This window comes from Acinetobacter sp. ABJ_C4_1 (genome assembly GCF_044538495.1).
Classification (GTDB): domain Bacteria; phylum Pseudomonadota; class Gammaproteobacteria; order Pseudomonadales; family Moraxellaceae; genus Acinetobacter; species Acinetobacter nosocomialis_A.
Genome location: NZ_JBIUCQ010000002.1, coordinates 454,128 through 475,063 on the forward strand (window position 1 = coordinate 454,128; position 20,936 = coordinate 475,063).

Here is a 20,936-nt window from a genome sequence, read left to right on the forward strand (position 1 = left end):
ACCTTATTCATATTTTGAAAATCGAATATTTAATTCTAATCTGTTAACACGATAATTTAAAAATTTAACATTTTATAACCAAGCCACTGTAATAAGGAAAAATGATTCATGGCGAAAAATACTGACAAAGCCCAACTTGCGCTGGGGGACCACGCAGCCCGTCAACTGGCCAATGCAACCAAAACTGCTCCCCAACTTTCTACAATTACTCCCAGATGGCTGACTCACTTACTTCAATGGCTTCCTGTTGAAGCAGGTATCTACCGCTTAAACCGTGTAAATAATACCGATGATATTCAAGTCGCTTGCACACAACGTGATGAAGCAACTTTACCTCAAACTTTTGTTGATTATGATCCAGAACCACGCGAATACTTTTTAAATGGTGTATCTACTGTTTTAGATGTACATACACGTGTTGCTGACCTTTACAGCAGCCCACACGACCAAATTAAAGAACAGCTTCGTTTAACAATTGAAACCATTAAAGAACGTCAAGAAAGTGAGCTTATCAATAACCCCGAATACGGTTTACTGGCAAGTGTGACAGATGACCAACGTATTTCGACCTTAAATGGTCCACCTACTCCAGATGATCTTGATGATTTGCTACGTAAAGTCTGGAAAGAACCGGGATTTTTCCTAGCACACCCTGATGCGATTGCAGCATTTGGACGTGAATGTACACGCCGTGGTGTACCGCCTCCAACGGTTAGCTTATTTGGTTCGCAATTCATTACATGGCGCGGTATTCCACTCATTCCATCAAATAAAATTCCTGTAGAAGATGGCAAAACTAAAATCTTGCTTCTTCGTGTAGGTGAAAAGCGTCAAGGGATTGTTGGTTTGTTCCAACCAGGTCTTGCTGGTGAACAGTCACCAGGGCTTTCAGTACGCTTTATGGGAATCAACCGTAACGCGATTGCGTCGTATCTAATCTCGTTATATTGCTCACTTGCAGTACTCACTGATGATGCATTGGCAGTATTAGATGATGTGGAGGTGGACAAATATCATGACTACCCAGTTAACTACAAGTAATCTGCAAGGTAGTCCAACGGGGCCTGAAGTGACTGGTGTTAACCCACCAGCCAACTTCCCTGATGAGTCCACCATTGCTCGACTTGCTAATGAGTTTTTTTCAGCATTACCAAGCTCAAGCAGTTCAGCTTCTCCATCGGGCCTTAACTTGGACTTACCTGTCGGAGCGCCACCTCACCCACCGCAACCGGGTGAACCATTCTCTGCTCTCAGTGGTCGTGCGCCCAATATCGCCTTTCAGAAAAGTCTCAATCCGGAATTTCCTGAGCATATTCCAAATTTGCCAGACTACCCTGAACGTCGAATTGTAGCGTCTGCGCCTGTGGTTGGTGGAGCTAATTTGCCACGCCCACCATTTGAACCACATTTGCCACAAAGTGCTCATAGTGAACCCAATGTGCCACGCATTGAACCAAGCTTACCCACTGGTGCAGGTGAATCACCTTATTATTTTTTAAATGATTTTTCTGCTCCAAATGCAGCAGAGCCATCTGTTAAAGGTGTTGAGGATAATTATTCGGTTGCGCAGTCTTTTCAGTTGCCACATGGTGACCAGCTGAAATCATTGCTAACTGAAGATCGTTTTGCAACGAACACTCCGCCCCAAAGTTCGGCAAGCTCTGCATTTTATTTTTTAGACTTGCCTCAAAGTGGACAAAGTTATAGTCACTATCAACCATCGCAACCTACCTTTGTAGCAAGTAGTGCTCAACCACTCGATGTACATGCTATACGTCGCGATTTCCCAATTTTACAGGAACGCGTAAATGGTCGTCCTCTGGTCTGGTTGGATAATGCTGCGACCACACAAAAACCGCAGCGCGTGATTGATCGAATTGCTTATTTTTATCAGCATGAAAATTCAAATATTCACCGTGCTGCACATGAGTTAGCGGCTCGTGCAACCGATGCCTATGAGCATGCAAGAAATGTAGTTGCCCGATTTATTGGTGCACCCTCTTCTAAAGAAATTATCTTTGTTCGAGGAACAACCGAAGGCATTAACCTGATTGCAAAAACATGGGGTGAGCAAAATATTGGTGAAGGTGATGAAATTATCGTTTCTCACTTGGAACACCATGCCAATATTGTGCCTTGGTATCAACTTACTAAAAAAACTGGAGCAAAATTAAGAGTCATTCCTGTGGATGACACGGGCCAGATTATTTTAGAAGAGTTGCCAAAACTGATTAATGAACGCACTAAAATGCTGTCGATTACTCAAGTTTCGAATGCTTTAGGAACAGTCACACCTGTTGCTGAAGTCATTAAAATTGCGCATGCCAAAGGTGTACGTGTTTTAGTTGACGGTGCTCAATCTGTTTCGCACATCCCTACCGATGTACAAGCCCTTGATGCAGACTTTTTTGTGTTTTCTGGACATAAAGTGTTTGGGCCGACGGGTATTGGTGCGGTCTATGCAAAACCAGAGTTGCTAGAAAGCATGCCTGTTTGGGAAGGCGGCGGTAACATGATTCATGATGTGACCTTCGAACAAGTAGTTTACCAACCTGCACCAAACAAGTTTGAAGCTGGAACTGGAAACATTGCCGATGCTGTCGGATTAGGCGCTGCGCTTGAATATGTCGAGAGTCTAGGCATTCATAACATTGCTCGCTATGAACATGATCTGCTCGAATATGGTCAAAATGCTCTGAGCAGTGTGTCTGGTTTACGCTTGATCGGAACGGCACATCATAAAGCCAGTGTGATGTCCTTTACTTTACAAGGCTATTCAACTGAACAAGTGGGTAAAGCTTTAAATCAACATGGCATTGCCGTACGTTCTGGCCATCACTGTGCACAGCCAATTTTACGTCGTTTTGGTGTAGAACAAACCGTGCGTCCGTCTTTGGCTTTTTATAATACAACTGAAGAAATTGATTTATTGGTGTCGGTTTTACATCAACTAACGCGTAATAGGCGTAGCAATTAAATCTATTTCTAGACTAGAAAAGACTGCTTTTGAGCGGTCTTTTTTATGGATTATTTATTAAAACTACTTGAGCTCAAAAGTTATATATGAAGTAACAAGTCAAAGTAGTTATCACGGCGGAGTCTTATTATTTTAATTTCGATTCCTAGATTAAGCTTCGGCTCGAGCTAAGAGTTATTAATACTCTAGACAATTTAAAGTAATTATCACGGTGAAGTCTTACCGTTTTATCTCCAAAGAAAGTAGCTAATTCTGTTACTTTTTTTAAAAGTAACCAAAAACTTTCTCATCCACAGAACCTGTTCTCTGTTTTCATTTTTTAAAAAATATTGCAAATACATTATCTTTATAAATTATGGGCAGGCTGTGGATGAAATTTAGCACGAGCAAATACTGGTATGAACGCCGTAAAAACTATATACAATCTAAAATCGTACTTCTGCACCCCCATTAAATACTCACGGCAATTAAACAAACAATCCCCAAATCAATCTCAATGCAATCCCAATTAATAAAACTCCCATCACCCGCTCAAAGTAAACGCCGAACTCCAAAAACCTTTTACGTACAATAGGCTGTGCAAACAGTACACTCACCACCATAAACCAGATGGCATTGACCATACACATCCAGACCCCATAAATGATCTGAACTTTCATTGGTGTGGTCGTACTCACAATCGTCGTAAAAATTGCCAGAAAAAAGATAGTAGCTTTTGGATTTAACGCATTGGTAAGAAAACCCATTGTAAACGCTTTAAATAAACTCGGCGTGTCACTGTCTGCTTGGCCATTAATCTCAATATTGGTATTCGGCTGGCTACTTAAACACTGCCATCCTAAATACACTAAGTAAGCTGCCCCCGCTGTTCTGATAAGAGACATGAGCCATTCACTTTGCTGAATCAAAAAGCCAATACCAACCAGTGTATAAAAAACATGCACTGAAATTCCGACACCAATACCAATTGCGGTTAGACATCCAATCAAATAGCCATAACGAACACTTTGCCTTACCGTAATCACAAAATCTGGTCCTGGTAAAATCACCGCCATAAAGTGAATAAGAGCTAGTGTTAAAAACTCATGTCCATACAACTGCCACATAACAATTTAGTTTCCTGAAAATCACCTAAAAGATTGTATTGCGATTTTTTAGACGCGATAATCCAATCAAAATCCAAATAACTTTTGCCTCATGAGCACAAATCAAAGTCTGGTTCTGTTAAATGAAATGGCGACTTTTGTTAAGGTTGTCGAGTCGGAAAGTTTTTCTGAAACGGCCCGCCAGCTTGGTACAACACCTTCCGCTGTTAGTCGTGCAATTGCTCGTTTAGAACGTGCTTTAGGTACCCGCTTACTCTATCGGACCACACGGAAACTTCGTTTAAGTGAAAGTGGACAACAGGTTTATCAACGTTGTTTAGACATGGTGAATGCGGCACAAGCAGTCATGGAAAGTTCAGGTCAATTTCATGTCGAGCCAGAAGGTATTATTCGTATGAGTGTTCCCAAAGCTGTGGGACATTTTATGATTCATCCGCATTTACCTGAATTTTTAGAACGCTACCCGAAAATTGATATTCAAATGCTTTTAGAAGATCGTTATGTAGACCTGATTGATGATGGCGTCGATTTAGCACTTCGAATTACAGAGCAACCACCGGGTGGCCTTATGGGTCGAAAGCTCATTGATATTGATCACTTGGTTTGTGCTACGCCTGAATATTTGGCCAAGCATGGCACACCGAACCACCCTCATGATTTAAAGCAGCATGAATGTATTTACTTGGGCGAACAAGCCAGTGACTCAAAATGGAAATTTCAACAAGGAAATAAATCGATAAGTGTGGCTGTACGTGGCCGTTATGCAGCAAACCATACAGGTGTGCGTTTGAGTGCCGCATTACAGCATTTTGGTATTGCGAGCTTGCCGTACTTCGTTGCACGCCATGCTCTACAACAAGGTACCTTAGTTCAGGTTTTACCCGACTGGTATTTTAAGACCTATTATAGCGGTGGGCTGTGGTTACTCTACCCACCGACACGGCATGTCCCACCTAAATTGAGTGTCTTGATTCAATATTTGGCAGATAAATTAGCAGCAGAGCCGACTTTATTTAAGTTAAAGTAATATAGAGTCAAGGAATTAGCACGATGGAATCCTACCTTTTAACCTCTAAAGCAAGCAGCTAATTCTGTTACTTTTTTTGAAAAAAGTAACCAAAAAACTTTCTCATCTACAGAACCTGACCACTGTTTATATCTATAGAAAATATTGCAAAAACATTATCTTTATAAATTATGGGCAGGCTGTAGATGAATCTTAGCTCGAGTAAATACTATCTAGAGTTCTAATCATTAGAGGTTATTAGCACGATTACTCAACCAATAAATCTTTTGGATTAATCGTATCGCCATACACTGGTTTTAACGTTTTTTCATAAGCTTGATGAATCACGCCTTCTTTAGCCAGTTTCTCTAAATCTTGGTTCAACCAGTCCAATAACTCTTTATCGCCTTTTTTCACTGCTGGTGCAATTAAGTCCTGCTCACCTAAATTGGTAATGCCAACAGTGTAATTTGGATTTTCTTTAGCCCAAGCTAAAACCAGCAAGTTATCATGTGCAAGCGCAGCACCACGACCATCTTTTAAAGCATCAAAAGTTTCAGTGTTTTGCTCATACTTTTGTAGTTTAATTTCAGGATGAGTCTTGGTGAAGAATGAATCAGCCGTTGTACCTTTGTTTACCAACAAAGTTTTGTCTTTCAGTTGAGCAACATCAGTAATTGGATGGCTTTTAGGAGAAACTACACCGAGCGCCACTTTTAAATAAGGTTTAGCAAAATCGACCACTTCTTTACGCTCTGGCGTAACGGTAAAGTTGGCAAAAATAATATCCACTTTATTGGCTTTTAAATATTCAACACGGTTAGCTGCTTCAGTTAAAACAAACTCAACTTTGTTTTCATCACCGAGCAGATCTTTAGCGACATGCTTAGCAATTTCTACATCAAAGCCCTGATTTTTACCTTGAGCATCTAAATATCCAAACGGCGGTTTATCACTAAATACGCCAATTCGTACCACGCCATTCTTTTTGATCTGTTCAATACTCGACGTAGTTTGTGTGGTATCTGCCGTTTTTTCAGTAGACTGAGTTCCTTTGTCACATGCAACTAAACCTAAACTCAGTAAAGACGCAGCTAAAATATGCTTCACGTTTTGCAATGTTAATGTTGTCATTATTTCACCCTATCGTTCTTGTAAAAGTCTTATTTAAAACAGCAGCGCCTCTTGGTAGACACTACTGCTCTAGCGATATCGAAAATTATTGGCCTACATCTAAAAACACATTCGGATTGACCGAGTCACCGTAAATTGGTTTCAAGGTTTCATCATAAATTTTATTAATTTCACCACTTGTTCTGAGTTGCTTAATTTCAGTATTGAGCCAATTCAATAATTGGGTATTGCCCTTTTTAACTGCTGGTGCAATAAACTCTTGATCACCAATAGACTGAATACCTGCCACATAACTTGGGTTCTTCGCGGCCCATGCCAAAGCATAGGTACTATCTTGTGAAATCGCGTCACCACGACCATCAGTTAATGCTTTGAAAGCATCCGAATTTCGTTCAAACTTCAGTAAATTTACTTTCGGATAATGCTTGGTAAAGTAGGTATCTGAACTTGTGCCTTTATTGACAATTAAGGTTTTACCTTCTAATTGGGCAATGTCGGTAATCGGCTTAGCTTTAGGCGAGACAATACCAAAAGCACCTTTTAAATAAGGCTCAGCAAAATCGACAACCTCTTTACGTTCTGGCGTTACTGTAAACGTCGCAAATACAACATCAGCGCGATTCGATTTTAAAAACTCCACCCGATTTGAAGCTTCAGTCACAATAAACTCAACTTTCTTTTCATCACCGAGCAAATCTTTAGTCACCCGTTTTGCTAAAGCCACATCAAAGCCCTGATTATTCCCCGCACTATCTACATAACCAAACGGCGGATCATCTGCAAAAACGGCAACTCGTAGAACTCCATTTTTTTTGACTTGCTCTAAAGAATGGTCTGCTTGAGCATTGCTTGCCTGTTCAGTGGATGGCGTTTTACTACATGCAGTTAACAACACCCCAGCAACAGCAAGACTGCTTAATATTTTTATTGAATTACGTTTAAACATTCACTTCCTCATGATTCAAATAATAAAAATTTAGTACGACAAAATATTTAAGAATGCTTTCGCTCGTTCTGTTTTCGGCTGTTCAAAAAATTCTTCTGGTGAAGCCTGTTCAATAATCTTGCCCTTATCCATAAAAATAATGCGGTCAGCAACCTTGCGCGCAAAGGACATCTCATGTGTCACAATCAGCATGGTCATTCCTTCATTCGCCAACTTGAGTACCACATCGAGTACTTCCCTAACCATTTCTGGATCAAGTGCAGCGGTAATTTCATCAAGCAAAATGACTTTAGGTTGCATGACCAGTGAACGCACAATGGCAATACGCTGTTTTTGTCCGCCTGAAAGCTGTCGTGGATAATCAAGTTTTCGCTCAAACAGTCCAACTCGCTTTAGCAATTCATCTGCAACTTGTTCTGCTTCATCACTATGGCGTTTTTGTACTTTAAGTGGTCCAAGCAAAATGTTGTCAATAACGTTCATATGCCCAAATAGCTCATAGTTCTGAAAAACCATGCCAATTTTTTGGCGAGCATTAGTCCAGTCCACATCTTTACCAAGCACACCTGAACCTGTTAAACGAATTTCACCACCCTGAATCGGTTCTAAGCCGTTAATACAACGCAGTAAGGTACTTTTACCGCAGCCCGATGGGCCTAAAATAACAACCACCTCTCCTTGTTCTACATCCAGATCAATGCCCTGTAAAATATGACTTTGTGCAAATGATTTCTGTAATTGTTGTATCGATAACAAAGGCATAATTACTCCCAGACCTTTTCTAAATGTGCCGCCAAACGAGATAAGGGATAGCAAATCAGAAAATACAAAATAAAAATAAAACCATAAATCCAAAGAGAAGCGCTCGGCACGGTCAACAGCGAATTTTCAATAATTTGCTGACCAACTTTAATGACTTCAACCACACCAATCAGGACAGCCAAAGAGCTGGTTTTCACCATTCGGGTAAATAAATTAATCGCGCCTGGTGTTACTCGTTTTAGACTTTGCGGAAAAATGACATAGACTAAGGCTTGAACATGAGTAAGTCCGAGCGCATAGGCTGAATCACGTTGATGCTGGTCAATTGAAGTAATGGCTGCACGAACCAAATCGCCCATTTCTGCCGTACCCCATAAAACAAACACAACAACGCAGACCCACATTGCTGAAAACTGCCAGTTAAACCATGTCGCAAAGCCGAAATAAAACACGAACAGCAAAACTAAAATCGGAATGATTCGAATGGCTTCTAAATACAGACGGCACAGCGCTTTAACGACTATGTTTTTAGAAGTCATAATGACGCCGAAAACTGTGCCGAAAATCGCAGAGAAAAACACTGAAATAAATGCAATTTTTGCAGTTGCCCAAAGTCCCCACATTAAACGTTCGAGGTGACTCGCTTGAAATAGATAATCAAGTTCCATGGCTCACCTTCCGACTTCTGTGCTCCAGATAACTGGTTAAAATAGACACGGGCAATAAAATAATGAGATAGGCCATGATGAGTAAGAACAAAGCTTCGGTTGTTTTATAGTCCATGCCAATTAAGTCTTTAGTGACAAAAAGCAGTTCAACGACAGCAATGGCACTAACCACAGAACTTTCTTTAATTAGAAATAGACAATTTGCCCCTATTGCCGGAATTGAAATAGCCAGTGCTTGAGGAAAAATGACATATCTAAAAATTTGAATCGGTTGCAGACCAATACTTTTTGCAGAGTCAATCTGCCCTTTAGCAACAGACTGCAAACCTGCTCGGAAAGCTTCGGCCATATAGCTTCCGCCTAAAAAGGTCAACCCGATCACACCACAGGCAAAACCATCAATTTTGATGCCAAGCTTTGGCAAACCGTAATACAAAAAGAACAGTTGAATTAATAAAGGGGTATTTCGAGATAACTCAATATAGAACTGGGCAATTCTATTTAGTACCCGCACGCGATATGTGATTAAAATGCTGCAAATTAGCCCTACAATAATTGCCAAAATAATGCTGATAATTGAAATCTTCAGCGTGGTCAAAGTTGCAGAGAAAAATTGCGGCAACACACTATGGATATACTGCCAGTTCAAGGAAAATTCCAAAAAATAATATTAAAACGTTATAAATATTTAGCTTTCATCAGCTATTAAATATTTGTGTAATGAGTTTATTTTTTTCCCAATTGGTCTAAAACTATTTTTATTAGATAAGCTTTTCTATAAGTTTGATAAATTCGATCTGGCAATCGAAAATCTTGAAAACCGTTGAATACAACCGCTCAAAACATATTCATTGAAATAAAGATGAATAATAAAACCAATAAAAAATCGGACACCAAGGCCCGATTCCTATTAAATGATTTTCAATCTATTGCTTACTTTCTAAGTACATCGCCAATGCTTGGGTCTTTATCAAAAACCGATTTAGCATATGGGCAAAGCGGAATTACTTTTACTTCTTTTTCACGAACAAAAGCCACCAAAGCATCAAGTAATTGGCGACCTACACCTTGTCCACGATAATTTTCATTCACATCTGTGGCATCAATAATTAGCATGCTTTCGCCTGCCCATGTATAAGTCATTTCGCCTGCAACGGTTTCACCATCAAGTAAGCTAAAGCTGCCGTGTTTTGTATCATCTTTTTGTTGAATATTCACAATGAATTCCTCATATTACAAATCGTATTTATTTAAAAATGACTTTGTATAATCTTTATCTATAAGAACAAATTTAACTGTAAAAAAATAGCCTATTTTTAGCAGTGAGTCTGTATGCTTTTTAAATACAATCTTCACTTAAATTAGTGAAACTCTTGCACCAAACTATTAATATGCGCCACCGCAGCAGTTCGATTTTCAACGCAAAGTTTTTCAAAAACATGCTCTAAATGTTTATTCACTGTCCGTGGACTAAGCTCCAAAATTTCTGCAATGTCTTTATTGGTTTTTCCTAACAACAACCAGTGCATGACTTCTGCTTCACGTTGAGTCAACTGCGGGCAATATTTTAAAATATCAGCCATTTCCAAAGCTGGCGTAGTTGTCTTGATCTGTATCAGATAATTTTTTGCCACACTTGGTTCAGTTTCCCACGGTGTAAGCAATAAAAGCTGTAATTGCTGAGATGGTGTTGAATAAGAACAGCTGGTTAATTTTTTAGGGTCTTTTTCATGCTCTAAGTCTGAAAACCAAGCTTTTAAGCCTGCTTCAAAACCTTCTAATTCAGGTAAATATTGATTTAGTAGATCACTAGCTTTTTGGGTTTTCCACACAATTTTACCGTGAACATCTAGCGCAAGAATGGCTGTTTCCGTTGCATCAATCACCTGTTTCTGTTGTTGCAATAGTTTGGCATGTGCCAAATGTGTTTTTACCCTTGCTAATACTTCTTCAATATTCAGAGGCTTGGTTACATAGTCCACCCCACCGACCTGAAAACCACGCACAATATGCTCTGTCTCAGACAAACCTGTCATAAAAATGACGGGAATAAACTGCGTAATTGGACTCGCTTTAAGTTGTATACAACTTTCAAAACCATCCATATGTGGCATATTCCCATCAAGCAAAATCATATCTGGTAAGCATCGGTGTGCTATTTCAATTGCACTTAATCCATCGGTTGTGACAAGCACGCGATAACCGGCCTGATCCAGACTTTCATGTAACAAGCCTAAATTTTCTGGCACATCATCCACAATCAGAATAACAGCCTGCTCGTTTGGCGAAGCTTGCTGAAAAGAAACATGTTGCGTACTCATTGCTTATCCTGAATTAATCGTTGCGCGTGTTTTAGATCAAACTTTCGAATAGCCTGTTCCAGCTGTTCCCATAACTCGTTATGCTCTGGAAAATTTTGACGACATTGCGTTAAAGTCTGTTGAATTCCGCGAATGTACCCCTGTCCAATCAAATCATTTAACTGTTGCAAGCTTTGCGGTAAATCGAGCAGATCATTATTTTCGGGTTGTGTAATTGATGTATGAACAATGGCTTGCTCTTGCTTGAATACCATTACATCTAGTGCTTGAACTTCGTTATTTTCAAATAGTGCATCTGATTTGGAATCAATCCATACCAAGCCTAACTTGTCTCCAATTTTACTCAGCAACAAATTAAGATCGATTGGTTTTAGCATAAAGTCTTCACTTAAGACTGCATCTTGTGGATTGACTTCACGCTCGCCTGCATTCGCTGAAATAATTAAGATCGGCACATTAGTAATATTATTCTGACGTAATAGTCGTGCTGTTTCCCACCCGCCCATCAAAGGCATATTTAAATCCATCAAAATCAGGTTCGGTTGAAAAATAGGTACACGTCTTAAACAGTCAATGCCCGATTCGGCTTCTTCAATCATAAATCCTAAAGGTTTTAGAAAATTAGCGACTAAACCTCGATCCACCGCTTCATTATCGACAACCAAAATTCGTTTACGCTCACCTTGATAGCCTGTAATCTGGTTGGAATAAACATTAGAAATTGGATGAACCACTTCTTTTGAAGGTAAATAAAACTTAATCTTAAACTGTGAACCCTGATTGAGCTGACTAGTCACAGATAGCTGGCCACCAAGTAAATCGACCAACAATTTTACAATGGGTAGTCCGAGTCCTGTTCCAGTAAATCCGCCTTGAACCACATTACTGCCCCGTTCAAACGGGTTAAAGATACGCTCTAAATCTGCCTCGGCAATACCACAGCCCGTATCTCTAATTTCAAAATAAGCCGTTTGAAAACGGTACTCGACTTTTAAAGTAATTGTGCCACTCGTTGTAAACTTTAAAGCATTGCCCAGTAAATTGATGAGCACTTGCTCTAGGCGTTTTTTGTCGGTACGGACATAGTGCGGTAGGTTCTCTCCAATTTCATAAATAAACTGTAAATTCTTCTGTTCAAACTGTGGCTGAAACATTTGAATAATCTGTTCAATAAAATTGGGGAAATGAACATCCACTACATTTAAAGAAATTTTACCTGTTTCAATTCGTGCTAAATCTAGTAAACCGTCAATCAGTGAAGTCAGATGTTGACCACTACGGCTAATCACACCGAGCGCCATTTTGCCTTGTTCTGAAAGCTGCTCTTGTTTTTGAAGCAATTGGCTATAGCCCAAAATACTATTTAGAGGGGTTCTTAGTTCGTGGCTAATGCCAATGACATAACGGCTTTTTGCATCATTTGCTCGCTCTGCTGAAATTCTGGCATCTTGCAGATCTTTTGAAGTGACTTCATGGGCAGCAATTTCATCAATCAATAATGCTGTTTGCTGATGCGTTTCGATTTCGGCATTACGACGGCTTTCATCGTTTAACACTAACCACCATGCAGCAACACTCATCAATAAAAATAAAATCGTGTAGATTTTCACAAACAGCGTAAATAGCTGAGGAACGGCTGCCGCATTAATGGTTTCTAAGTAGGTCTTTTCTTGGATATAAACCAGACTTAAACTCACTGCTAAAACGATCGACAGCCCTAAAGTCAGCAATAAATATAAACTGACCCTGCTATTTAAACGACTAGCCCAACGTTCTGGTAAATAGTGCCAAATGGCTTTTTTGAGCTGTACCGACCAACGTGCATCGGGTTTACATAAATCGTGACAGCGGGCTTCAAGTGAACAGCATAGAGAGCAAATCGTACCGTTATAGGCTGGGCAGCCAGCCATATCAGCAAGTTCATAGTCCCTTTCACACACGACACAGTTTGCAACTGAAGTTGCCTGAATTTTTTCAGGTTGGCGTGCAATGTAATATTTGCCTTTGGTTAAGTAAGCAATAACAGGAACACATAACACCGCACTCCCCAAAGCAATAAAACTTGCTAAACCTTTCGCCATCAATCCGAAAAAACCCAAATAACTCAGCATCGATAACACTGAAGCAATCAGTAAAGCACCCACACCTACGGGGTTAATGTCATATAAATAAGCACGGCGAAATTCAATTCCTTTTGGGCTTAAACCTAAAGGTTTACAGATAATTAAATCGGCAACAACGGCACCAATCCATGCCAAAGCGATATTGCTATATAGCCCCAAAATGCGTTCAACCGCATGGCTAATTCCCATTTCCATCAAAACAATGGCAATAAAAACGTTAAAAAGTAGCCAGACAATTCGCCCCGGATGACTATGAGTCAAGCGGGCAAAAAAGTTGGACCATGCCAGTGAACCAGCGTATGCATTGGTCATATTAATTTTAATTTGCGCCAAGCAAACCAGTGCTAATGTGAGAATTAAAGCAAGCTGAGGATTTGGAATAAATTGTTGATAGGCAACCCAATACAGATAAGTCGGATTGTCTAGTTCAGAGACAGGAATAAACAGCTGAAAAGCCAGCACCATCAGCAGCATGCCCATTAGAACTTTTAGAAAACCAAAAATAATCCAGGATGGGCCACCTAAAAAAACGGCAAAACGCCATGCGGTTCTGTTTTTTTCTTGTTGGGGTAAAAAGCGTAAATAGTCGGCTTGCTCACCAATTTGGATCACAAATGAAAAAATAAGAGTGCACGCCGCACCAAAGTAATACAGATTAAAATCAGTCGAGTTTGAAACCGCACCAACAAAATGCAGGCTACTACTTAAAATTTGTGGCTGTTTCCAAAGTACAAAAAACCACGGTAATAACAGCAATAAGAGCCAGATTGGCTGAGTGACTGCCTGAACTTTATTAATAAAACCAATGCCTTTAACCACTAAAGGCAAAATCACTAAGGCAGAAATTAAGTAACCAATAACTTGTGGGATACCTAAAGCAAGCTCAAGTGCCATCGCCATAATGGCGGCTTCAAACGCAAGCAAAATAAAGGTAAAGCTAGCATAAATTAGAGATGTAATGGTCGAGCCAATGTAGCCAAAACCTGCACCACGAGTAAGCAAATCGACGTCTACATTATATTTTGCGGCGTAGTAACTAATCGGCCAACTGGTTAAAAATATGATGGTACATACGACAATTGCAGCCCATACTGCATTGCTAAAGCCATACTGCCAAAGCATGGTCGCCCCAATGGCTTCCATCGCCAGAAAACTAACGGTCGAAATTGCGGTGTTGGTCACAGTCCAAGGTGACCATTTTCGTACTGAGGTAGGTGCATAGCGGAGTGCATAATCTTCGATACTTTCATCTGCCACCCAAATATTATATTCACGGCGTGTTTTGATCACACGTTGTGGCGCTTGTTGGGGACGTGAAGAATCTGGCATAACACTCATGTTTGGCATGTGGCTGCATTAAACCCAGCAATCCTTATGCCAAAAGTCATTTATCATGGTGATTTTTTCTAATACGCACATATACGCAAAATAACGTATTTTCAATTTTTCCCAAAAATCACACACTCAAAACCATCAAAAAACAATGATCAATATTTGTGTTGATTGACCGAAAATGATTGGGAGATTGATGTTATGAGTGTATCTGAACATCCAAATCTGGACACTGTGCAAGGTGCAGATTCACAAAAAGCAGTGAATGAAACCTTAGAAGATTATACTTTACGTTATGCTCCACACAGCTTTCGGCGCTGGAGTCCCAAAGTTGTTGCTATTACTGCACTTGGTGGTATTGCCTATCTTGCTGACTTTTCTATTGGTGCCAGTATTGGTATGTCTTATGGAACAACCAATGCTGTTTTCTCCATTTTATTTGCAGCGATTATTATCTTCTTAACCGGCATTCCTTTAGCCTACTACGCAGCTCGCTATAACATCGACCTTGACTTGATTACCCGCGGTGCAGGTTTTGGTTATATCGGTTCGGTCCTGACCAGTATCATTTTCGCCAGTTTCACCTTTATTTTCTTTGCCCTTGAAGGTTCAATCATGGCGCAAGGTTTATTGCTCGGTTTAGGCATTCCGCTTTGGGCAGGTTACCTCATCTCAACCGTTATGGTCATTCCACTCGTCATTTACGGCATGAAAGCTTTAAGTAAATTACAAGTCTGGACTACCCCACTTTGGCTCGTTCTAATGATTGGTCCTGTGGCCTATCTGATTTACCAAGAACCTACCTTAGTTAGCCAGTTTGCAACTTTTACAGGTCATGAAGGTTTTGCACCTGTAGATATGGCAGCGATCATGCTTGGTGCGGGTATATGCTTATCCCTAATTATGCAAATCGGTGAGCAAATTGACTACCTACGCTTCATGCCTGCAAAAACAAAAGAAAATAGCAAAGCATGGTGGGCTGCAGTTATTTCAGCGGGTCCGGGCTGGGTGATTTTAGGGGCGATTAAACAAATTATTGGGGCATTTTTAGGTTTCTATTTACTCACTAAAATACCGGGCGTAAACAGCACTGAACCTGTTCAACAGTTTAATGCGGCGTTTCATGACATGCTTCCGGGCTGGGCGGCTTTAACACTTGCGGTTATTTTGGTGGTTATTTCTCAAATTAAAATTAATGTGACCAATGCTTACTCTGGTTCCCTTGCATGGACAAGTGCCTACACTCGTATTAGCAAACATTATCCGGGTCGTATTGTCTTTGTGATGGTGAACTTGGCAATTGCGCTTGCTTTGATGGAAGGCAACATGTTTGCGGTACTGGGTAAAATCTTAGGATTCTATTCAAACTTTGCGATTGCATGGGTTGTGGTTGTTGCAACAGACATTTCAATCAACAAATATGTTTTAAAACTTTCACCAAAAGAACCGGAATACCGCCGTGACATGCTCTACAACGTAAACCCTGTCGGTATGGTTGCTTTCCTTGTATCAGCAGGTTTATCGATTGCAGCATTCTTCGGATTATTGGGTAATTTCCTAGCGCCTTACTCTCCAATTATTGCACTTGTACTTGCCTTTGTATTAACACCAACCATGGGTCTATTAACCAAAGGAAAATATTACATCAAGTCACACGATGACGGCGTTAAAGAACCACGTTACGATGCTGAAGGTACACCTGTAGCAACTGTTTATCACTGCCGTGTATGTGAGCAAGGTTATGAGCGTCCAGATATTATGTTCTCTCATAAACATAACGGTACGATCTGTTCTTTGTGTAAAACACTCGATGCTTAAATACTCTCGAAACTAAAAAAGAAGCTTTAAAGCTTCTTTTTTATATCTGATGATTCTTAACCAATCGGAAATAAACGTTCAGGCACCACATCTTTCATCACAATGGTTGAGATGAGCCGTTGCACACTTGGAATAGCAGATAATTTTTCGTCATATAAACGCTGAAAAGCTGGTAAATCTCTAGCGACCACATGTAGTAAATAATCTGGCTCACCAAACAAGCGCTGAGCCTGAATAATTTGCGGGATGTCTATCACTGCATTTTCAAACTTCTCGACTGCCTGTTTATCACCTTCTTTAAGCGTAATAAAAACAATCGCTGAAAATTCAAATCCCACTAAGTTTGGGTCGAGTTCTGCCCGATAGCCTTTAATGGCGCCCGACTCTTCTAAAGCCTTCACTCGTCTGTGACAAGGTGAAATGCTCAAGCCTACTTTTTCTGCCAATTCAGTGATAGATAATCGGCCATTTAATTGCAATTCAGCAAGAATCTTTTTATCTGTGCGATCCATTTAGAAAAATTTACCCCAAATGAGTGTGATATGAGCAAACATTTAAAAGCACATTCTAAATACATGAGCATATTATTTTCAACAAGCTCGAATAAATAGGGATTTTTTCTAAACCACGAGCGAAGCCTTTGGAAAATAGTTTGCCGAGATAAGCATATGGCTTTTAACATTTTTATTGCATTTTGGAGTGTCTCCATTCTTTTTATTATTACGCCAGGGGCAGACTGGGCCTATGCCATTTCGGCAGGGATTAAAGGCAAAGTCGTCGTACCCGCTGTTGCAGGTATGCTATTTGGGCACTTTATTACGATTTTATTGGTAGCAGCTGGTGTTGGGCTGCTTGTTGCAAATAATCCAACTGCACTCATGATCCTAACCATTGCAGGTTCTGCTTATTTGCTATGGATGGGAATAAACTTATTACTTACCCCTCCAACTCCGAACGAGTCTGGTTCTGAAAAGGCTCAGTCATGGTTGAGCTGGGCAACCAAAGGCGTTTATGTAAGTGGGTTAAACCCGAAAGTTTTTTTACTCTTTTTAGCGCTGCTTCCTCAATTTATTGACACTACTGCTACATGGTCCGTGACAACACAAATTCTTGCCTTTGGTGTTGTTCACATGATTAGCTGCGCGATTATTTACTTAATGGTAGGTTATGGTTCAGAAGCTATTTTGAAAACCAGACCACAAGCAGCTCAATTAGTTGGCCGTTTTTCAGGCGGTTTGATGGTCGTTATCGCTACATGTTTATTGATTGGACAAATTTAAAAATCATTCAGGAAAAAGTTACTGACTCACTTTTCGGGTCAGTAACTTGAATAATAAAATATAAGAAAATTTATCTCATTCGTTTAAGGTTATACGTCACGACTCCCCAAATCACCAGTTCTTGCCCCTCTTCAATATAAATATTCTGATAATCAGGATTTTCAGCTTTTAACCAAACTTTAGGTGGCTGAAATTGACTATCAATCATTAAGCGCTTCACAGTGAAATCATTGTCGATGAGTGCAATCACAATATCACCCGATTTAGCGGGAATACTACGGTCCACAATAAGCGGGTCATTAATATCAATTCCAGCGTCTAGCATGGATAAAGAATTGGCTTTGACAATAAACGTGGCATTTTCATTTCTAATTAAATATTCATTTAAATCGAGTGCTTGCTCAATATCATCTTGCGCAGGCGAAGGAAAACCTGCAGCCACACGTTCTGTTGCTAAAGGAATCTGATAAATTTTATCGTTGTTTGGATGCACCTGCTGTATTTTTAGTTTTGAGGTGAAATCTGTCTGGTTATCGGTTTTGACATTATTCAGTAACCAATTTTTGATAAAGTTAACTTGAGACTCAGGAACACGAATCACTTTGGTGGGTTCATTGAACTGTGCTTTACGGCCAGCATTTTCCCGCGCACCGCCATGCTCGAATTCTTTTTTCTTTGGCATACCGCCTCCATCTCACCGTTCAAATCCTACACAAATAATGTAACTTGAAAAAGTTACATTTTCAAGTTGACGAAATATTTTTTTTGCATAACAATAAATTTCATGATCAGATTTTAATCCATTTTGCTTTTAACAGGGATGCTAAAACGAAATGGCAATTTGAAGAGAATCAAAACCCATTGTGAAATAGTCCTTATTACTGACTGTTTTGATTTTTATCAAATGAAACTCTGAACACTTAAATATGAGTTAGATTCAGTTTTTTTGGTATGGAGACATGCGAAATGAAAAATCAACGTGATGCAGTTTTAGGTTATGCAAATGAACAACATGCTTACTTTATCCGTCTTATTGAAAATGATGCGGTATTAGGCGAAAGCTACGGAATTTTTTGTGAAAATCCGGAAAGTGAAGCAGCCGAAAGTATTATGACGACACTATTTTTAAAGAAATCTTTTTGGATAAATGGCTCAGAATTTACAGATATTGTAAAAGGTTTACAGCCTCTTACTCATTCGTAAGTTTATAAAAATTATAAAAATAAAGGAGGCATAATGCCTCCTTTATTCTCAAAAACTGTCTGCTTAAGACGTAAAGCGTCCATACGCATCGCGTTTTTGATTACGAGAGTTTTGTCCACGACCATCTGAACGGCCACGGCGATCATCGTCGTCATCGTCATCATAACGGCTACGACCACGTCCTCGGCTACTTGAACGGCCACGATCTTCATCTTCATCGTCGTCATCACGGCTGCGACCACGGCCTCGGCCACTTGAACGGCCACGATCATCATCTTCGTCATCATCATAACGGCTACGGCCACGTCCTCGGCCACTTGAACGACCGCGATCATCATCCTCATCGTCGTCATCACGACGGCTGCGGCCACGACCTCGGCCACCAGAACGGCCACGATCATCATCTTCGTCGTCGTCATAACGGCTACGGCCACGACCTCGGCCACCTGAACGACCACGATCATCTTCATCGTCGTCATCACGACTGCGACCACGACCTCGGCCACTTGAACGGCCACGATCTTCATCTTCATCGTCATCATAACGGCTACGGCCACGGCCTCGACCACCTGAACGGCCGCGATCATCATCTTCATCGTCGTCATCACGGCTGCGACCACGACCTCGGCCACTTGAACGGCCGCCGCGATCATCATCTTCATCGTCATCATAACGGCTACGGCCACGGCCTCGACCACCTGAACGGCCGCGATCATCATCTTCATCATCGTCATCACGGCTGCGACCACGTCCTCGGCCACTTGAACGGCCACCGCGATCATCTTCGTCGTCATCATAACGGCTACGGCCTCGACCACCTGAACGACCGCGATCATCATCTTCATCGTCGTCATCACGACTGCGACCACGACCTCGGCCACTTGAACGGCCGCCACGATCATCATCTTCGTCGTCATCATAACGGCTGCGGCTACGGCCTCGACCACCTGAACGACCGCGGTCATCATCTTCGTCGTCGTCATAACGGCTGCGACCACGACCATTACGATCATCATTCTTATGACTTAAAGCACCAGCTTCACGAGCCTCTTCTGAGGTAAATTCATGTGCGTTACCACTGGCATGTGCAGCTCGTCCAGCTTCACGAGCTTCTTCTGAAGTAAATTCATGTGCATTGCCACTTGCATGCGCAGCACGCCCACCTTTACTGGCTATTTCTCTGACTCTTTCAGGATCCATACTTGCAAATCCACGATTTGAAGTACCTGAACTATTGTTATCTTGATCTTCATATCTAGTATTAGCCATAGTTATATCTTCCTATATTAAAATTATAGTCGCTACCGCTTTTACTTAACGGATAAATTTAAGATAAGAGATTTAGAATATTTTTATACCGATGCTATGTTTCAATCTTTTTAAATGTATATAAATTAAAATAGAGATAAATACACTAAGATGATTATTTAAATAAAGATTTTATCAATTAAAATATTTATAAATTATTATACACTTTTACCTTTTAAATACTCATCATACTTATTATTACTCAAACCTACATAACAATATATTTTTACAAATGCATTTAAAAATCTATTTTAAATAACATAAACTTTCAGAATGTACAAATCAATAAAAAACAAAAACATCTTCTCTCTTGAAGAAACAAATCAAAAATACAATTAAAATTATTTAAAAACAATAACATAAATGATTACTTTTCTAAAAACAATTCACTTGAGCGAACAAAATCAAGATTTAAAATTAACATATAATATTTATGGGAAATGAATCATGCAATTAACTCAAACACAGCCAACTCTACAATATATTCATATTTCTGTACCTGAAATTTTATTGAGCAATATACAGCTTAAAAACTCTTGGCAGAATTATAATCAAGAATGGAGCTACAGATTAGACCCGCCTCATGCAAGTCACCCTTTCCAAAGAGACTTATATATTATTAAATCAAAAGATATTGAAAAAGAAGATATAAAAGAGCTAGTAGATAAAGTAGCTTCCAAAAATAATAAAAATAAATATAACTTAAAGACAATAGTAGAAGCAGAAACCTTAATAAAAGAAATTTTAGATTTATCTAATTATATACCTATAGAGAATTGGTTAAATAACACAGGCAACCGATCTATTATTGAAAGTATGATTGATAAAAATAAGGTTAAATTATTAGATATTACTTAATAAACTCTCAATGTTATATTTTTTTACATCCTTATATATAAAATAACAAAGTCAACTTTTTAAAAAAGACTATTTACTCATATTCACGTGCAGA

At 39.8% G+C, this 20,936-nt stretch carries 21 protein-coding genes; 9 read left to right on the top strand and 12 right to left on the bottom strand.

What is annotated here, in order from left to right; all coding sequences use genetic code 11:
• Positions 1 to 108: 108 nt before the first annotated feature.
• Complete coding sequence (locus tag ACIF8R_RS05095; RefSeq protein ID WP_001107602.1) at positions 109 to 1,041, top strand: family 2A encapsulin nanocompartment shell protein; 933 nt, start codon at positions 109 to 111, stop codon at positions 1,039 to 1,041.
• Positions 1,016 to 2,977: a family 2A encapsulin nanocompartment cargo protein cysteine desulfurase gene (locus ACIF8R_RS05100; RefSeq protein WP_396479455.1), complete on the top strand. Its 1,962-nt coding sequence runs from the start codon at positions 1,016 to 1,018 to the stop codon at positions 2,975 to 2,977. Before ACIF8R_RS05095 ends, ACIF8R_RS05100 begins: the two co-directional genes overlap by 26 nt.
• Positions 2,978 to 3,444: 467 nt before the next feature.
• Here the strand turns inward: ACIF8R_RS05100 and ACIF8R_RS05105 are convergent, their stop codons facing one another.
• Complete coding sequence (locus ACIF8R_RS05105; protein ID WP_396479457.1) at positions 3,445 to 4,083, bottom strand: LysE family translocator; 639 nt, start codon at positions 4,081 to 4,083, stop codon at positions 3,445 to 3,447.
• A gap of 91 nt (positions 4,084 to 4,174) precedes the next feature.
• Between ACIF8R_RS05105 and ACIF8R_RS05110 the strand changes: the two genes are divergently transcribed.
• Both ACIF8R_RS05110 and ACIF8R_RS05115 read left to right on the top strand, forming a co-directional pair.
• Positions 4,175 to 5,110 (top strand): LysR family transcriptional regulator, encoded by a 936-nt coding sequence (locus ACIF8R_RS05110; RefSeq protein WP_024434132.1) that lies wholly within the window; start codon positions 4,175 to 4,177, stop codon positions 5,108 to 5,110.
• Positions 5,111 to 5,186: 76 nt separating this feature from the next.
• Positions 5,187 to 5,306: a hypothetical protein gene (locus ACIF8R_RS05115; RefSeq protein ID WP_227061300.1), complete on the top strand. Its 120-nt coding sequence runs from the start codon at positions 5,187 to 5,189 to the stop codon at positions 5,304 to 5,306.
• Between the two features lie 50 nt (positions 5,307 to 5,356).
• Here ACIF8R_RS05115 and ACIF8R_RS05120 read toward each other — a convergent pair whose 3' ends face one another.
• From ACIF8R_RS05120 to ACIF8R_RS05140, 5 genes are all read right to left on the bottom strand, one after another.
• Entirely contained in the window at positions 5,357 to 6,223 is an 867-nt protein-coding gene (locus ACIF8R_RS05120; RefSeq protein ID WP_396479460.1) for a cysteine ABC transporter substrate-binding protein, read from the bottom strand.
• A gap of 85 nt (positions 6,224 to 6,308) precedes the next feature.
• Positions 6,309 to 7,169, bottom strand: coding sequence for a transporter substrate-binding domain-containing protein (locus tag ACIF8R_RS05125; RefSeq protein WP_111853677.1), 861 nt, complete (start codon positions 7,167 to 7,169; stop codon positions 6,309 to 6,311).
• A 30-nt stretch (positions 7,170 to 7,199) separates the two neighbouring features.
• Positions 7,200 to 7,931 carry an amino acid ABC transporter ATP-binding protein gene (locus ACIF8R_RS05130; protein ID WP_372551080.1) on the bottom strand — a complete coding sequence of 244 codons (732 nt, stop codon included), beginning with the start codon at positions 7,929 to 7,931 and terminating at the stop codon, positions 7,200 to 7,202.
• A 2-nt stretch (positions 7,932 to 7,933) separates the two neighbouring features.
• Positions 7,934 to 8,599, bottom strand: coding sequence for an amino acid ABC transporter permease (locus ACIF8R_RS05135; RefSeq protein WP_000418067.1), 666 nt, complete (start codon positions 8,597 to 8,599; stop codon positions 7,934 to 7,936).
• Positions 8,589 to 9,248 carry an amino acid ABC transporter permease gene (locus tag ACIF8R_RS05140; protein ID WP_002114214.1) on the bottom strand — a complete coding sequence of 220 codons (660 nt, stop codon included), beginning with the start codon at positions 9,246 to 9,248 and terminating at the stop codon, positions 8,589 to 8,591. Before ACIF8R_RS05140 ends, ACIF8R_RS05135 begins: the two co-directional genes overlap by 11 nt.
• 64 nt (positions 9,249 to 9,312) lie before the next feature.
• On the opposite strand from ACIF8R_RS05140, the gene ACIF8R_RS05145 reads away from it, so the two are divergent.
• Positions 9,313 to 9,426 (top strand): hypothetical protein, encoded by a 114-nt coding sequence (locus ACIF8R_RS05145; protein ID WP_396479463.1) that lies wholly within the window; start codon positions 9,313 to 9,315, stop codon positions 9,424 to 9,426.
• Positions 9,427 to 9,532: 106 nt separating this feature from the next.
• Here the strand turns inward: ACIF8R_RS05145 and ACIF8R_RS05150 are convergent, their stop codons facing one another.
• The 3 genes from ACIF8R_RS05150 to ACIF8R_RS05160 form a co-directional block, all read right to left on the bottom strand.
• Positions 9,533 to 9,817, bottom strand: a complete 285-nt coding sequence (locus ACIF8R_RS05150; protein WP_133238031.1) for a GNAT family N-acetyltransferase — start codon at positions 9,815 to 9,817, stop codon at positions 9,533 to 9,535.
• A 143-nt stretch (positions 9,818 to 9,960) separates the two neighbouring features.
• Complete coding sequence (locus ACIF8R_RS05155) at positions 9,961 to 10,920, bottom strand: response regulator transcription factor (protein ID WP_000107131.1); 960 nt, start codon at positions 10,918 to 10,920, stop codon at positions 9,961 to 9,963.
• Positions 10,917 to 14,381, bottom strand: a complete 3,465-nt coding sequence (locus tag ACIF8R_RS05160) for an ATP-binding protein (protein ID WP_396479533.1) — start codon at positions 14,379 to 14,381, stop codon at positions 10,917 to 10,919. Before ACIF8R_RS05160 ends, ACIF8R_RS05155 begins: the two co-directional genes overlap by 4 nt.
• 195 nt (positions 14,382 to 14,576) lie before the next feature.
• Here ACIF8R_RS05160 and ACIF8R_RS05165 point away from each other — a divergent pair, with 195 nt between their 5' ends.
• Positions 14,577 to 16,193, top strand: coding sequence for a purine-cytosine permease family protein (locus ACIF8R_RS05165; protein WP_396479465.1), 1,617 nt, complete (start codon positions 14,577 to 14,579; stop codon positions 16,191 to 16,193).
• 56 nt (positions 16,194 to 16,249) lie between these two features.
• Here the strand turns inward: ACIF8R_RS05165 and ACIF8R_RS05170 are convergent, their stop codons facing one another.
• The gene (locus ACIF8R_RS05170; RefSeq protein WP_272228692.1) at positions 16,250 to 16,705 is read right to left on the bottom strand and encodes an Lrp/AsnC family transcriptional regulator; all 456 of its coding nucleotides are present in this window, start codon (positions 16,703 to 16,705) and stop codon (positions 16,250 to 16,252) included.
• Between the two features lie 156 nt (positions 16,706 to 16,861).
• Between ACIF8R_RS05170 and ACIF8R_RS05175 the strand changes: the two genes are divergently transcribed.
• Complete coding sequence (locus ACIF8R_RS05175) at positions 16,862 to 17,473, top strand: LysE family translocator (protein ID WP_396479467.1); 612 nt, start codon at positions 16,862 to 16,864, stop codon at positions 17,471 to 17,473.
• A gap of 70 nt (positions 17,474 to 17,543) precedes the next feature.
• Here the strand turns inward: ACIF8R_RS05175 and ACIF8R_RS05180 are convergent, their stop codons facing one another.
• Positions 17,544 to 18,155 (bottom strand): LexA family protein, encoded by a 612-nt coding sequence (locus tag ACIF8R_RS05180; protein ID WP_396479469.1) that lies wholly within the window; start codon positions 18,153 to 18,155, stop codon positions 17,544 to 17,546.
• 284 nt (positions 18,156 to 18,439) lie between these two features.
• Here ACIF8R_RS05180 and ACIF8R_RS05185 point away from each other — a divergent pair, with 284 nt between their 5' ends.
• Positions 18,440 to 18,676 (top strand): hypothetical protein, encoded by a 237-nt coding sequence (locus ACIF8R_RS05185; RefSeq protein WP_191014963.1) that lies wholly within the window; start codon positions 18,440 to 18,442, stop codon positions 18,674 to 18,676.
• Positions 18,677 to 18,739: 63 nt separating this feature from the next.
• Here the strand turns inward: ACIF8R_RS05185 and ACIF8R_RS05190 are convergent, their stop codons facing one another.
• On the bottom strand, positions 18,740 to 19,945 hold the full coding sequence (locus tag ACIF8R_RS05190) for a KGG domain-containing protein (RefSeq protein WP_396479471.1): 1,206 nt from the start codon (positions 19,943 to 19,945) through the stop codon (positions 18,740 to 18,742).
• A 483-nt stretch (positions 19,946 to 20,428) separates the two neighbouring features.
• Between ACIF8R_RS05190 and ACIF8R_RS05195 the strand changes: the two genes are divergently transcribed.
• A complete protein-coding gene (locus ACIF8R_RS05195; RefSeq protein WP_396479535.1) occupies positions 20,429 to 20,842 on the top strand; it encodes a DUF6367 family protein in 414 nt (137 codons plus the stop codon).
• The last annotated feature ends 94 nt before the right edge of the window (positions 20,843 to 20,936 follow it).

Coding starts and splice junctions, on each gene's coding strand:
- ACIF8R_RS05180 (WP_396479469.1), bottom strand. CDS start 18,155: ATGCCAAAGAAAAAAGAATTCGAGCATGGCGGTGCGCGGGAAAATGCT.
- ACIF8R_RS05100 (WP_396479455.1), top strand. CDS start 1,016: ATGACTACCCAGTTAACTACAAGTAATCTGCAAGGTAGTCCAACGGGG.
- ACIF8R_RS05170 (WP_272228692.1), bottom strand. CDS start 16,705: ATGGATCGCACAGATAAAAAGATTCTTGCTGAATTGCAATTAAATGGC.
- ACIF8R_RS05165 (WP_396479465.1), top strand. CDS start 14,577: ATGAGTGTATCTGAACATCCAAATCTGGACACTGTGCAAGGTGCAGAT.
- ACIF8R_RS05095 (WP_001107602.1), top strand. CDS start 109: ATGGCGAAAAATACTGACAAAGCCCAACTTGCGCTGGGGGACCACGCA.
- ACIF8R_RS05120 (WP_396479460.1), bottom strand. CDS start 6,223: ATGACAACATTAACATTGCAAAACGTGAAGCATATTTTAGCTGCGTCT.
- ACIF8R_RS05110 (WP_024434132.1), top strand. CDS start 4,175: ATGAGCACAAATCAAAGTCTGGTTCTGTTAAATGAAATGGCGACTTTT.
- ACIF8R_RS05190 (WP_396479471.1), bottom strand. CDS start 19,945: ATGGCTAATACTAGATATGAAGATCAAGATAACAATAGTTCAGGTACT.
- ACIF8R_RS05105 (WP_396479457.1), bottom strand. CDS start 4,083: ATGTGGCAGTTGTATGGACATGAGTTTTTAACACTAGCTCTTATTCAC.
- ACIF8R_RS05135 (WP_000418067.1), bottom strand. CDS start 8,599: ATGGAACTTGATTATCTATTTCAAGCGAGTCACCTCGAACGTTTAATG.
- ACIF8R_RS05155 (WP_000107131.1), bottom strand. CDS start 10,920: ATGAGTACGCAACATGTTTCTTTTCAGCAAGCTTCGCCAAACGAGCAG.
- ACIF8R_RS05130 (WP_372551080.1), bottom strand. CDS start 7,931: ATGCCTTTGTTATCGATACAACAATTACAGAAATCATTTGCACAAAGT.
- ACIF8R_RS05125 (WP_111853677.1), bottom strand. CDS start 7,169: ATGTTTAAACGTAATTCAATAAAAATATTAAGCAGTCTTGCTGTTGCT.
- ACIF8R_RS05175 (WP_396479467.1), top strand. CDS start 16,862: ATGGCTTTTAACATTTTTATTGCATTTTGGAGTGTCTCCATTCTTTTT.
- ACIF8R_RS05160 (WP_396479533.1), bottom strand. CDS start 14,381: ATGAGTGTTATGCCAGATTCTTCACGTCCCCAACAAGCGCCACAACGT.
- ACIF8R_RS05185 (WP_191014963.1), top strand. CDS start 18,440: ATGAAAAATCAACGTGATGCAGTTTTAGGTTATGCAAATGAACAACAT.